The following is a 13187-nucleotide window of genomic DNA, read 5'->3' as shown; positions in this document are numbered from 1 at the left end:
TGCAACAGTCCGGCGGGGCTGGGTGTGTAACCGGTCCGTATAATCTCCTTTTGCGTCTGGAGCCCGACTCATGCGCCTGCTTGGCAAAGCACTGACCTTCGACGATGTGTTGCTGGTCCCCGCGTACTCCCAGGTGTTGCCCCGCGACACCTCGCTGGCGACGAAACTGTCGCGCAACATCACCCTGAATCTGCCGCTGGTCTCCGCCGCGATGGACACGGTCACCGAGGCCCGCCTCGCGATCGCGATCGCCCAGGAGGGCGGCATCGGCATCGTCCACAAGAACCTCAGCCCGAAACAGCAGGCCGCCGAAGTGGCCCGCGTCAAGCGCTACGAATCGGGCCTGCTGAAGGACCCGATCACCGTGTCGCCGGACGTACCGGTCCGCGAGGTGATCGAGCTGTCGCGCGCCCACGGCATCTCCGGCTTCCCGGTGGTCGAGAACGGCCGCGTGGTCGGCATCATCACCGGCCGCGACCTGCGCTTCGAGACCCGTCTCGACGCCCCGGTGCGCGAGATCATGACCCCGCGCGAGCGCCTGGTCACCGTCAAGGAAGGTGCGTCGCTGGCACAGGCCAAGGCGCTGATGCACCAGCACAAGCTGGAGCGGGTGCTGGTGCTGAACGACGCGTCCGAGCTGCGCGGCCTGTTCACCGTCAAGGACATCACCAAGCAGACCAGCTTCCCCAACGCCGCCCGCGATGCCCATGGCAAGCTGCGCGTCGGTGCGGCGGTCGGCGTCGGTGACGGCACGGAAGAGCGCATCGAGCTGCTGGTCCGGGCCGGCGTCGATGCCCTCGTCGTCGACACCGCCCACGGCCACAGCCACGGCGTGATCGAGCGCGTGCGCTGGGTCAAGCAGAACTATCCGCACGTCGATGTCATCGGCGGCAACATCGCCACGGGCGCGGCGGCGCTGGCGCTGGTCGAGGCCGGCGCTGACGGTGTCAAGGTCGGCATCGGCCCCGGCTCGATCTGCACCACCCGCATCGTCGCCGGTGTCGGCGTGCCGCAGATCACCGCCATCGACAACGTGGCAACCGCGCTGCGCGGCACGGGCGTCCCATTGATCGCCGACGGTGGCATCCGCTACTCGGGCGACATTGCCAAGGCCATCGCCGCCGGTGCCTCCACCGTGATGATGGGCGGCATGTTCGCCGGCACCGAGGAAGCCCCGGGCGAGATCGTGCTGTTCCAGGGCCGCAGCTACAAGAGCTACCGCGGCATGGGCTCGATCGGCGCGATGAAGGCGGGTTCTGCCGACCGCTACTTCCAGGAAAACGACGAGACCAGCAACCCGAATGCGGACAAGCTGGTGCCGGAAGGCATCGAAGGCCGGGTCCCCTACAAGGGCTCGATGCTGTCGATCGTCTTCCAGATGGCGGGCGGCATCCGTGCCTCGATGGGCTACTGCGGCTGTGGGTCGATTGCCGACATGCAGGAGCAGGCCGAGTTCGTCGAGATCACGTCCGCCGGCATCCGTGAGAGCCACGTCCACGACGTGCAGATCACGAAGGAAGCGCCCAACTACCGCATGGAGTGATGCGCTTGACCGACGATCCGAGCGTCGACCACGTGTCGAAGCCGAAGGGCCGCGCTGCCGCGATGCCCTTCATCATGATCACCGTGCTGATCGACATGGTCGCCATCGGCCTGATCATCCCGGTGCTGGCGCCGCTGGTGGGCAAGTTCACCGGCTCGCAGGCGGACCAGGCCTTCTGGTACGGCGTGGTGACCTTCGCCTTCGGCGTCGCCAACTTCATCGGCTCGCCGGTGCTGGGGGCGCTGTCGGACCGCTACGGCCGCCGGCCAGTGCTGCTCATCGGCTTCACCGGGCTGGCGCTCAGCTTCTTCGTCACGGGGCTGGCCACTGCGCTGTGGATGCTGGTGGCGGTGCGGCTGGTCAGCGGGGCGCTGCAGGCCAACGCCTCCATCGCGCAGGCCTACGTCGCCGACATCAGTGCGCCGGACCAGCGCGCCAAGCGCTTCGGTCTGCTGGGCGCGATGTTCGGCATGGGCTTCATCCTCGGTCCCGTCATGGGCGGGCTGCTGGGGGCCATCGACCTGCACCTGCCGTTCTTCGTGGCCGGCGGGCTGGCGGTGCTGAACGCCATTTACGGCGCCTTCGTGCTGCCCGAGTCCCTGCCAGTGGAGCGCCGCAGCCCGGCGATCGACTGGACCAAGGTCAACCCGGTGGCCTCCCTGCGCCGCCTGACCGAGCTGCGCGGCGTCGGCCCGCTGGTCTTCGTGATGGGCCTGTCCAGTCTGGCGCAGTTCATCCTGCACACCACCTGGGTGCTCTACACGATGTTCAAGTTCGGCTGGGGCCCCAAGGAAAACGGCTGGTCGCTGTTCGCCGTGGGCGTCATGTCGGTGCTGGTGCAGGGCGGGCTGATCCGCGTGGCCCTGAAGCGCACGACGCCGCAGCGCATCGCCGTCATCGGCCTGATCTCCTCGGCCATCACCTACGCCCTGTGGGGCGCGGCCACCGAGGGTTGGATGATGTACGCCGTCATCGGCCTGAACGTGTTCGGCTTCATGGTGCAGGCCGCCATGCAGACGCTGGTCTCCAACGCCGCCGACGACGAGTCGCAGGGCCGCACCATGGGCGCGCTCGGCTCGCTCAACAGCCTGACCGCCGTGTTCGCGCCGGTCATCGGCTCGGGGCTGCTTGGTTTCGTGTCGCACCTGCCCCGCGGTGACTGGCGCATCGGCGCGCCGTTCTTTCTCTGTTCGGCGCTGCAGATCACGGCCACCGTGCTCGCCCTGCGCCACTTCCGCCGCCATCCCGCCACGCCGCCGCACCCGGCGCACGTGGTCGCCTGAGTTCGCTGAGTTCGACATGCAACACGACAAGATCCTCATCCTCGACTTCGGCTCGCAAGTCACCCAGCTCATCGGCCGCCGCGTGCGCGAGGCCCATGTCTACTGCGAGATCCACCCCAACGACGTCTCGGACGACTTCATCCGCAGCTTCAACCCGAAGGGCATCATCCTCTCGGGCAGCCACGCCAGCACCTACGAAGACCACCAGCTGCGCGCCCCGCAGGCCGTGTGGGACGCGGGCGTGCCGGTGCTTGGCATCTGCTACGGGATGCAGACCATGGCCGTGCAGCTCGGCGGCGTGGTGAGCTGGAGCGACCACCGCGAGTTCGGTTACGCCGAAGTCCGCGCCCACGGCCACACGAAGCTGCTCGACGGCATCCAGGACTTCGGCACCCCCGAAGGCCACGGCATGCTCAAGGTCTGGATGAGCCACGGCGACAAGGTGACCACGCTGCCGCCCGGCTTCAAGCTGATGGCCTCCACGCCGAGCTGCCCGATCGCCGGCATGGCCAACGAGGACAAGGGCTACTACGCCGTCCAGTTCCACCCCGAAGTCACGCACACGCTGCAGGGCGCGGCGATGCTGACCCGCTTCGTGCGCGAGATCGCCGGCTGCAAGGGCGACTGGATCATGGGCGACTACATCCAGGAAGCGGTCGCGAAGATCCGCGAGCAGGTCGGCGACGAAGAGGTGATCCTCGGCCTGTCCGGCGGCGTCGATTCGTCGGTGGCCGCAGCGCTGATCCACCGTGCCATCGGCGACCAGCTCACCTGCGTGTTCGTCGACCACGGCTTGCTGCGCCTGAACGAAGGCGCGATGGTCATGGAGATGTTCGCCGGCCGCCTGCACGCCAAGGTCGTGCACGTGCAAGCCGCCGAGCAGTTCCTCGGCCACCTGAAGGGTGTCACCGACCCCGAGCAGAAGCGCAAGATCATCGGCCGCGAGTTCGTCGAGGTCTTCAAGGCCGAGGCCGCCAAGCTGAAGGCGTCGGGGCAGGGCCACAAGGGCGCGACCTTCCTGGCCCAGGGCACGATCTACCCGGACGTGGTGGAAAGCGGCGGCACCGCCAGCAAGAAGGCGACGATCAAGAGCCACCACAACGTCGGCGGCCTGCCGGAAAAGCTCGGCCTGAAGCTGCTGGAGCCGCTGCGCGAGCTGTTCAAGGACGAGGTCCGCGAGCTGGGTGTGGCGCTCGGCCTGCCGCACGAGATGGTCTACCGCCACCCGTTCCCGGGTCCCGGTCTGGGCGTGCGCATCCTCGGCGAAGTGCGGGCGGATTTCGCCAGCCTGCTGCAGCGCGCCGACCACATCTTCATCGAGGAGCTGCGCGCCACCATCGACCCCGCCACGGGCAAGAGCTGGTACGACCTGACCAGCCAGGCCTTCACGGTGTTCCTGCCGGTGAAGAGCGTCGGCGTGATGGGCGATGGCCGCACCTACGACTACGTCGTCGCGCTGCGTGCCGTGCAGACCAGCGACTTCATGACGGCGGACTGGGCCGAGCTGCCCTACGCGCTGCTCAAGAAGGTGTCGAGCCGCATCATCAACGAGGTGCGCGGCATCAACCGCGTGACCTACGACGTGTCGAGCAAGCCGCCCGCGACGATCGAGTGGGAATGACGGTCTGAGGACCTGAGGCCCTGACACCATGTGGACGACCTCGCTCCCGCTCATCGCCATCCTGCGTGGCGTGACGCCGGACGAGGTGCTGGGCCACGCTGGCGCACTGGTCGACGCCGGCTTCGACACCATCGAGGTGCCGCTCAACTCGCCCGACTGGGCGCTGAGCGTTCGGCGCCTCGCCGATGCCTTTGGTGACCGCGTGCTGGTCGGTGCCGGGACCGTGTTGAGGGAGTCGGATGTGGACGCGCTGCTGGCCGCTGGCGGTCGGCTGATGGTGACGCCGAACACGCGGCCTGCCGTGATCGCCCACGCGGTGGCCTGCGGGCTGCAGGTGGCGGCCGGCTTTGCCACCGCCAGCGAGGCCTTCGACGCGCTGGACGCGGGTGCGCAGGCCCTCAAGCTCTTTCCCGCGACCACCTACGGACCGGGACATGTGAAGGCGCTGCGGGCCGTGCTGCCGCCGGTGCCGCTGTTCGCGGTGGGTGGCATCACGCCGGACAACCTGAGCGATTACCTGCGAGCCGGCTGCACGGGGGCCGGACTCGGCGGCGATCTGTACCGCCCGGGGCAGGATCCTGCTCGCACCGCGGCACTGGCCCGCGGCTTCGTGGCGGCCTGGCGCGCCGCGACATGATCGCCATCGACTGGGGCACGACCAGCTTCCGCGCCTACCGGTTGGATGCGCACGGCGATGTGCGGGACCAGCGCAGTGCCGCAGCGGGTTTACTGGCGTGCGGTGGCGACTTCGAGTCCGTGCTCGCGCGCGAGATCGCCGGCTGGGACGATCCGGTCATCCTGATGGCCGGCATGGTCGGCAGCCGCAGCGGCTGGCGCGAGGTGCCCTATGTCCCTTGTCCGGCCGGCTTGACGGAAATCGCCGCAGGGCTGGTTGACGTGCCCGCGGCCCGCCTGCCCGGACGCTGGTTAGGCATCGTGCCCGGACTGGCAGACCATCCTGCCGGCCGCTCCCCCGAGGTCATGCGTGGCGAGGAAACCCAGGTGCTTGGCCTGTTGCCGAACCTGCCCGGCGCCGGTCCGCACACGGTCTGCCTGCCCGGCACGCACAGCAAGTGGGTGCAGGTGCAGGACGGCTGCATCGTCTCGCTGCGCACGGCGATGACGGGCGAGCTGTACGCGCTGCTGCGCCGGCAGAGCCTGCTGGCAGCGCTGATGCCGGACGCGCCGGCCAACGGTGTAGACGATCCGGACGATGCCGAGGCCTTCGCGCGCGGTGTGGCTGCGAGCGCCGGGCCTGGCGGACTGGCGAACCACCTGTTCGGCGTACGCACGCAGGGGCTGTTCGGTCAGTTGGAAGCGGCGCAGGCCCCGTCCTACCTCTCTGGTCTGCTGATCGGGCATGAGCTGCGTGGTCTGCAGGTCCCCTCGACGGGGGCTGCCATCCACCTCGTCGGCGGCTCGGCGCTGACTGCGCGGTATGCGCGTGCGCTGGCGCTGCTGGGCGCGGCCAGTGTCATCCATGCGGAAGCTCTGACCGCGCGCGGCCTGCACCGGCTGGCGCAGGCCCGCGGACTGGTCTGACCGGCAGCGCGACGCCGGTCAGGCGACCGGGCTGAAACGCGCCTGGGTCACGCCGTCGATGCAGACTTCGCCGACGAACATTGCGTGCGGCCGCACCCACATCCCCGTCGCGTTGTAGAGCGGCCGGTACACGACCAGCGGCTCCTGCGTCTCGCTGTGGCGCGCCATGCCGAGCACCTCGTACTCGCCGCCCTTGTAGTGCCGCCAGCGGCCGGTGGCGATGTCGGGCAATGGGGCGAGGTCGTCCTGCGCGGTTGGCGTGGGTGGCGTCGGGGAATGGCTCATGAAAGCTCCGGTTGGTGGGGTGGGTCGGCCGTGATGGCCCGTGCCAGTTCGAGCACCGACAGCGGCGCACACCCTTCGGCCTTGTTGTTGGCCGAGACGTAGACCGGAAAGCCTGCGCCTGCGGTGCCGCGGATGATGCGCGCCAGTGCCTCGCGGGTGCCGGGGTCCGGATCGACCAGCTGGTCGAAGGGGGCGTAGCCGGCCTTGGCCGCTTCATAGCCTTGTGCGCCGTGCAGGCGGTTCAGGCTCCAGCGGCAGACCAGCGGCCCTGGCCACATCGCGCGCAGCAGGGGCAGCTGTTCGGTGATCGGCGGCAGGCGCGGGTGCAGGCCCAGGCAGTAGCGGGCGCCGTGGTCGCGCAGCACGTCCCGGAAGGCCGGCACCAGCCAGTCGGGGTCCCGCACCTCGACGGCGAGCACTCCGTCCGGTGCGGTCGGCGCCAGCGCGGGCAGGGCGGCGAGCAGGCGCCCGAGCTGCGCGAACAATGCCGGCATGTCGCGCCGCAGCGCCGTCGGCAGGGGCGGGATCTCGAACACCAGCGCGCCGATCTTGGCGCCGAGGCCGTCGAGCGCTGGCTGGACAAAGTGTTCGATCGCCACCTGCGGGTCGAGAAAGGTGGGATTTGGCTGCACGCCGCGCCCGTCGCTGGCGCGCAGCACGGCGTCGGTGACGAGGGCCGGCGCCTTGACCATGAAGCGGAAGTCGTCGGGCACCTGGGCAGCGTAGGCCGCAAATTGGGCGGCGGTCATCGGGCGGTAGAAGCTGCGGTCGATGCTGACGGTGCGCAGCAGCGGGTGCTGCGCGTAGGCGCGCAGGCCGCCGCGGGACAGGGCGGCGTCGGTGTGGGCGCCGGCCCAGACCAGTCCCTGCCAGCCGGGGAAACTCCAGGACGAGGTGCCCAGGTGGATGCGGGGCGAGAGTGCCCGTGCCAGTCCACGCACGGCCTCGTCGACGGCTTGCGGGGCGATGGCGTCGGCAAGGGGCGGTGTGGGGGTCTCGCCAAACAGGCCCGACTGGTGCGGGCCAGGGTGTGCGGAATGCGACATCCCGCCAGCATAATCGGCGCCCATGCCAGAGACCACCTGCTCCGCCGCCGACGAACACGCCATGCGCCTGGCGCTCGACCAGGCGCTCAACGCGGCGCTGGTCGGGGAGGTGCCGGTCGGCGCGGTCATCCTGCGCGACGGCCAGGTCATCGCCACCGGCTACAACCGCCCGATCACCACGCACGACCCCACCGCCCACGCCGAGCTGGTCGCGTTGCGCCACGCCGCCACGCTGCTGGAGAACTACCGCCTGCCCGAGTGCGAGCTGTTCGTGACGCTGGAGCCGTGCGCGATGTGCGCGATGGCGCTGCTGCACGCGCGCTTCAAGCGGGTCGTGTTCGGCGCCTACGACCCGAAGACGGGGGCGGCCGGCTCGGTGGTCGACCTGTTCGCCCAGCCGCAGCTCAACCACCACACGGCGCTGCAGGGCGGCGTGCTGGCGGACCAGTGCGGCGACCTGCTGCGCGCCTTCTTCGCCCGGCGGCGCGCCGAGCAGAAGGCGCAGCGGCTACTGGAGCGCCACCAGGGGGCCTCTGTCACGGTGCCTGCGCTACCATCGTCCGCCGTTCAGCCGCTGTCCGAGGATGCCATCCCGGCCGGCGAGGCGAGCGAGCTGAACGACCTCCTCGTCGACGACGACCTGAACCTGCACCTGCACCCGGACTGCCACCATGAGCGACCTTGAGCGCGACCCCGATTCCACCGTCATCGCTGTCGCCACCCCGACGCTGACGATCTACAGCCCTTCCGGCGTGGTCGCCAAGGCGGCGACCATCAAGCTGGCTGCCAAGCGGCTCGGCGCACTCGGCTTCGACGTGCAGATCGACGAGAGCGCCACCGCCAAGTTCCAGCGCTTCGCTGGCGATGACGAGGTGCGGCTGGCCGCGCTGCACCGCGTCGCGCGGGCGGCCCCGTCCGTCGCGATGGCCACGCGCGGCGGCTACGGCCTGACCCGCCTGCTTGACCGCATCGACTGGCAACTGCTGGCCGACGCCACCGCCCGCGGCACCCGCTGGGTCGGCTACAGCGACCAGACGGCGCTGCAGATGGGCCTGCTCGCCCACACGAAGACGCCGAGCTGGGCCGGCCCGCTCGCCTGCGACGACTTCGGCCGCGCCAAGGCCGACGGCGGTCTCGACGAGATCACGCCGGACTGCTTCCGCGAAGCCATGTCGGGCGAGCTGGAGGCGGTGGGCTTTCGCACCGAAGCCGGCTTCGACGGACTGGACGTGAAGGGCACGCTCTGGGGCGGCAACCTGTCGGTGCTGTGCTCGCTGCTGGGCACACCGCATTGGCCGAAGGTGAAGGGCGGCGTGCTCTTCGTCGAGGATGTCAACGAACACCCCTACCGCGTCGAGCGCCAGCTGCTGCAACTGCACCAGGCGGGTGTGCTCGCGGCGCAGAAGGCCATCGTGCTGGGCGACTTCGGCAACTGGAAGAAGTCGCCGCTGGACCGCGGCTACAACCTCAAGGCGATGGTCACGCACCTGCGCTCGGTCTGCGACACGCCGATCCTGACCGGCTTGCCCTTCGGCCATGTGCCGACCAAGGTGACGCTGCCGGTGGGCGTGAAGATCGAGCTGGTGGTGCAGGGCCGCGATGTCCTGATGTTCTGGGGCGACTGACCCGGGCGGTCAACGGTCCAGCGGGGCGGCGCCGGCCTGCTGGGCGAGGTGTCTGGCGAGCTTGTCGGTCTTGTTGGCGTACATGCGCAGATCGCTGCGGCGCAGCAGGCTGGCGCTGGTGTCGTCGCCGTGGGCCTGGGCCAGTCCGATGCTGGCGCGCACGGCCAGCCCGGGCTGGATGGCGGACCACGGATGCTGGTCGATCGTCCGGTTCAGACGCTCGACGAAGAGGTTTCCGACCGGCTCGGTCGTGTCACGCAGGATGAGCACGAACTCGTCCCCGGCCAAACGCACCGCCAGATCCTGCGGCCGCGTGACCTCGCGCAACAGCTGTGCCATCTTGCGCAGCACGTCGTCGCCGAGCACGTGCGAATACCGGTCGTTGATCTGCTTGAAGCCGTCGATGTCGATCATCACCAGGCACCACGGTGTCGCCGGGTGATCCGGGTAGTCCGGGTGCGGCGTCAGCAACTCGTCCAGCTTGCGCTCCAGGTGGCGGCGGTTGGCCAGACCGGTCAGGGGGTCTTCCAGCGTCAGCCGTTCCAGCACACGGGTGCTGGTGTGCAGCGCTTCGAGCGCCCGCGTCTGCTCACGCCAGGCCAGACGCAGCGACGCCATCCGCTCCCGGCTGATGATGATCTCGGTCTGCTGGCGCAACTGGCAGTGGCGAAAGGCATGGAATTTGGCCAGCACGCCAGCGGAATCGCCGAGGGCTTCGAAGGCTTCCATGCGCTGGTACAGCGACATGAGTTCGAAATTGAGCTGTCCTTGCGCGCGGGCGATGTCCAGCGTGCGCTGCGTTGCCGTCAAGGCGGCTGGCCATTGCCCCGCTGCCAGCTGGCAGCGCGCCACGATGCAGCAGACAAACGCGTGCAGCCACGGCGGTAGCGGGCCGGTGTCCACACCCAGCGCCATGTCGAGCGCCACCAGGCGCTGCCCGCTGTGGGCCAGGAAGCCGGCATGGACGATGTCCAGCATGGACCGCATCACCGGAACGCAGGGGTCAGACGCTGAAGCCTCCGCACCGTGTGACTGCAGCGCGAGCGTCCGGTAGTCCTCCAGCTGTGCCCACATGGCGGGCTGGACGACCGGCGCCTGCCCCCGCTGCAGGCACAGCTCGAGACGGTACAGCTCGTTGATCAGCCGGTTCACCATCGGTCGGGCCGCCGCGTGGGGCGGGAGGAGCCGTTGCGCGAGCGCGATGGTCTTGGCCAGGATGCGGTCTGCATAGTCCGCCTCGACCCAGGTGGCGGCCACACCCAGGTAGTTGTAGGCGTCCACCGTGTGCGGGCCCGGCGGCAGGGTATCGGCCAGCTGCACGCTGAGCGTGGCGTTTTCGACGGCTTCTTCCGATAGTCCGAGCAGGCTGGCCAGGTGCGCGACATGCGACAGGGCGGTGGACTCTTCCAGTGGCTTGTCCAGGACGTGAAACAGGTGCGCCGCTTGGCGCGCCAGGGACAGGCCGGCGTTCAGATTGGCATCCAGATGCTCTGCGCGTCCAAGCAGGTACAAGGCCCGCGCCTGCGTCAGCAGATCGCCCTCGGCCTTGGCGCGAGCCAGCACCGCTGCAGCCAGCGCATGGGCCCGCCGAGGCTGCTGCCCCTGGTGCAGGACGGCGCTGACCTCGTCCAATGCCGCTGAATAGTTGCCTTCGTGCATCGCTTCCTGTGCCATCCCTGGCCCGTGTTCCGATTGAAATGGGTTTGATTTTTTCGCGCGATGATAGGCAATGGAATCGGGCGGTCAACCTCCAGGGCGGGCATAGTTCACGGAGTGGCCGCCAGTGACCAATGGTCACCGAGTGCGCTCATTTGGTGCGCAATGACGAATATTTGCGCAGCAAGCCGCCAGATTGTTGAGATTTTTTCGTCAAAACAATGAAAAAGGCGCCGTTAGGCGCCTCTGGTGAGCGTGCGGAGAAGGTGTGCTCAGAGCACTTCGGAGGCGAAATCGGCCAGCCGCGAGCGCTCGCCGCGCGCCAGCGTGATATGGCCGGCGTGCGGCCAGCCCTTGAAGCGGTCCACGGCGAAGGTCAGGCCCGAACTGCCCTCGGTGAGGTAGGGGGTGTCGATCTGCGCCAGGTTGCCCAGGCAGATGATCTTGGTGCCCGGACCCGCCCGCGTGATCAGCGTCTTCATCTGCTTGGGCGTCAGGTTCTGCGCCTCGTCGATGATGACGATCTTGTTCAGGAAGGTGCGCCCGCGCATGAAGTTCAGGCTCTTGATCTTGATCTTGCTGCGCACGAGGTCGTTGGTGGCGGCACGGCCCCACTCGCCAGCGGCCGTCTCGCCGCGGGCCAGCACTTCGAGGTTGTCGTCGAGCGCACCCATCCACGGGCTCATCTTCTCCTCCTCGTTGCCGGGCAGGAAGCCGATGTCCTCGCCCACCGGGACGGTCACGCGGGTGACGATGATCTCGGTGTAGCGCCGCTCGTCCAGTACCTGGCTCAGCGCGGCGGCCAGCGTCATCAGCGTCTTGCCGGTGCCGGCCGTGCCGGTCAGCGTGATGAAGTCGCAGTCCGGGTCCATCAGCAGGTTGAGCGCGAAGTTCTGCTCGCGGTTGCGCGCTGCCACGCCCCAGACGCCGTTCTTGGCGTGGGTGTAGTCCTTGAGCGTCTTCAGCACCGCCGACTTGCCGGTGATCTCGGTGACGCGGGCGTACAGCGGCGCGTTGCCCGGGCTCTCCAGATAGACGAACTGGTTGATCATCAGCGACGGGACCAGCGGGCCGCTGATGCGGTAGAAGGTCGAGCCGCCTTGCTGCCAGCTCTCCATGGTCTTGCCGTGGCGCTCCCAGAAGTCCGCGGGCAGCGGCAGGACGCCGGTGTAGAGCAGATCGCCGTCTTCGAGCGTCTTGTCGTTGAAGTAGTCTTCCGCCGGCAGACCCAGCGCACGCGCCTTGATGCGCATGTTGATGTCCTTGGACACCAGCACGATCTCGCGCTCGGGTTGCTGGCCGCGCAGCGCCTGCACGACGCCGAGGATCTGGTTGTCGGCCTTGCCCTGCGGCAGGCCGTCGGGCAGCTTGAAATCGACGAAGGTGGTCTGGAAGAACAGCTTGCCGCCGGCGTCCTTGTGGCCCGTGCGTGCCAGCGGAATGCCTGCGGCGGGATCGAATTTCGAGGAATCGCCCTGGCTGGCGGCCAGCGCGTCCAGCTCGCGGCTGACCTGCCGGACATTGCGCGAGACCTCGCTCATGCCTTTCTTGTGGCCGTCCAGCTCTTCGAGCGTGATCATCGGCAGATAGACGTCGTGTTCCTCGAAGCGGAACAGACTCATCGGATCGTGCATCAGCACGTTCGTGTCGAGGACGAACAGCTTGGCCGGGCCGGTGCGGGCGGAACGTGCCCGGGTCGCCTTGGGCGTCGGACGGGCGACTGGGGACGGGCGCGCTGCCGGAGACACGGCGGCCTTGACGGGCAGGCCGGTCGGAGCCGGTTTGACAACCGGCGGTGCCGCGGCGGGAGGCGGCGGCGGCTGCAACTCCAGGGCGACGGACTCCTCGGCGGGCGCTTTCAGCGTGCGGCGCGCGGGTTTGGGCGCGGCCTGGGCGTCAAAGGCAGAAGGATCAAGGATGGTGCCGCGCTTGGCGGGCGGTTTGGGCAGAGGCATGAGCTATGGCGTCACTGGAAAAAGAAAAAGCCGCACAGCAAGCTGTACGGCTTCTCGTTGGTCGGCGGATGCGGTTCATGTCTTACGCGCATGAACCCATTATGCACAGGCCGCCGGTGGCGCCAAGGGTGCTCAGGCGGGGCTCTTCAGCTCCTTGACGGTCTTGAGCACTTCTTCCACATGTCCGGCCACCTTGATGCCACGCCATTCGGCGCGCAGCACTCCGGCGGGGTCGATCAGGAAGGTCGAGCGCTCAATGCCCTTGACCTTCTTGCCGTACATGATCTTGTTCTTGACCACGCCGAACATGTGGCAGAGCTTTTCTTCGGTGTCGGCGATCAGCTCGAAGGGCAGTTCGAGGTTTTGCTTGAACTTGTCGTGCGAGGCCATGTTGTCGCGGGATACACCGAACACCACGGCGCCAGCGCTCGTGAAATCCTTGTGGTGATCACGAAACTGCATGGCTTCAGTGGTGCAGCCGGGCGTGTTGTCTTTCGGGTAGAAATACAGCACCACGGTTTTGCCGAGGAACGCCTGGGGGGTGAATTTCACGCCGCCGGTTGCATTCGCTTCAAGTTCCGGAAGAGGTTTGTTGAGAGCGGGCGTCATGCAATTTCTTTAAGTCTGAGGA

Annotated in this window: 12 protein-coding genes; 7 read left to right on the top strand and 5 right to left on the bottom strand. The window is 68.3% G+C overall.

Annotation, left to right across the window (positions count from 1 at the left end; translation table 11 throughout):
* Positions 1 to 70 precede the first annotated feature (70 nt).
* The 5 genes from guaB to AABN02_RS06195 are packed head-to-tail and all read left to right on the top strand — an operon-like array spanning position 71 to position 5989.
* On the top strand, positions 71 to 1543 hold the full coding sequence (guaB, locus tag AABN02_RS06215; protein WP_338414053.1) for an IMP dehydrogenase: 1473 nt from the start codon (positions 71 to 73) through the stop codon (positions 1541 to 1543).
* Positions 1543 to 2826 carry a TCR/Tet family MFS transporter gene (locus AABN02_RS06210; protein ID WP_338414052.1) on the top strand — a complete coding sequence of 428 codons (1284 nt, stop codon included), beginning with the start codon at positions 1543 to 1545 and terminating at the stop codon, positions 2824 to 2826. Before guaB ends, AABN02_RS06210 begins: the two co-directional genes overlap by 1 nt.
* Positions 2827 to 2842: 16 nt before the next feature.
* The gene (gene guaA / locus AABN02_RS06205) at positions 2843 to 4447 is read left to right on the top strand and encodes a glutamine-hydrolyzing GMP synthase (protein ID WP_338414051.1); all 1605 of its coding nucleotides are present in this window, start codon (positions 2843 to 2845) and stop codon (positions 4445 to 4447) included.
* Positions 4448 to 4475: 28 nt separating this feature from the next.
* The gene (locus AABN02_RS06200) at positions 4476 to 5084 is read left to right on the top strand and encodes a 2-dehydro-3-deoxy-6-phosphogalactonate aldolase (RefSeq protein ID WP_338414050.1); all 609 of its coding nucleotides are present in this window, start codon (positions 4476 to 4478) and stop codon (positions 5082 to 5084) included.
* Positions 5081 to 5989 (top strand): 2-dehydro-3-deoxygalactonokinase, encoded by a 909-nt coding sequence (locus AABN02_RS06195; RefSeq protein WP_338414049.1) that lies wholly within the window; start codon positions 5081 to 5083, stop codon positions 5987 to 5989. Before AABN02_RS06200 ends, AABN02_RS06195 begins: the two co-directional genes overlap by 4 nt.
* A gap of 18 nt (positions 5990 to 6007) precedes the next feature.
* Here AABN02_RS06195 and AABN02_RS06190 read toward each other — a convergent pair whose 3' ends face one another.
* Both AABN02_RS06190 and AABN02_RS06185 read right to left on the bottom strand, forming a co-directional pair.
* The gene (locus AABN02_RS06190) at positions 6008 to 6274 is read right to left on the bottom strand and encodes a DUF1653 domain-containing protein (protein ID WP_338414048.1); all 267 of its coding nucleotides are present in this window, start codon (positions 6272 to 6274) and stop codon (positions 6008 to 6010) included.
* Positions 6271 to 7320, bottom strand: coding sequence for a DUF72 domain-containing protein (locus tag AABN02_RS06185; protein WP_338414047.1), 1050 nt, complete (start codon positions 7318 to 7320; stop codon positions 6271 to 6273). Before AABN02_RS06185 ends, AABN02_RS06190 begins: the two co-directional genes overlap by 4 nt.
* A 22-nt stretch (positions 7321 to 7342) precedes the next feature.
* Between AABN02_RS06185 and tadA the strand changes: the two genes are divergently transcribed.
* Together tadA and AABN02_RS06175 are read left to right on the top strand one after the other, a co-directional pair.
* On the top strand, positions 7343 to 8005 hold the full coding sequence (gene tadA / locus AABN02_RS06180) for a tRNA adenosine(34) deaminase TadA (RefSeq protein ID WP_338414046.1): 663 nt from the start codon (positions 7343 to 7345) through the stop codon (positions 8003 to 8005).
* Positions 7992 to 8945 carry an LD-carboxypeptidase gene (locus AABN02_RS06175; RefSeq protein WP_338414045.1) on the top strand — a complete coding sequence of 318 codons (954 nt, stop codon included), beginning with the start codon at positions 7992 to 7994 and terminating at the stop codon, positions 8943 to 8945. The genes tadA and AABN02_RS06175 overlap by 14 nt, the downstream gene beginning before the upstream one ends.
* A gap of 9 nt (positions 8946 to 8954) precedes the next feature.
* Here the strand turns inward: AABN02_RS06175 and AABN02_RS06170 are convergent, their stop codons facing one another.
* From AABN02_RS06170 to AABN02_RS06160, 3 genes are all read right to left on the bottom strand, one after another.
* On the bottom strand, positions 8955 to 10604 hold the full coding sequence (locus AABN02_RS06170; protein WP_338414044.1) for a GGDEF domain-containing protein: 1650 nt from the start codon (positions 10602 to 10604) through the stop codon (positions 8955 to 8957).
* A gap of 269 nt (positions 10605 to 10873) precedes the next feature.
* Positions 10874 to 12556: a PhoH family protein gene (locus AABN02_RS06165; RefSeq protein WP_338414043.1), complete on the bottom strand. Its 1683-nt coding sequence runs from the start codon at positions 12554 to 12556 to the stop codon at positions 10874 to 10876.
* A gap of 132 nt (positions 12557 to 12688) precedes the next feature.
* Positions 12689 to 13165: a peroxiredoxin gene (locus AABN02_RS06160; protein ID WP_338414042.1), complete on the bottom strand. Its 477-nt coding sequence runs from the start codon at positions 13163 to 13165 to the stop codon at positions 12689 to 12691.
* Positions 13166 to 13187 lie beyond the last annotated feature (22 nt).

This window comes from uncultured Sphaerotilus sp. (assembly GCF_963924895.1).
Classification (GTDB): Bacteria; Pseudomonadota; Gammaproteobacteria; order Burkholderiales; family Burkholderiaceae_C; genus Sphaerotilus.
This window is presented reverse-complemented; position numbering and strand designations above follow the sequence as displayed.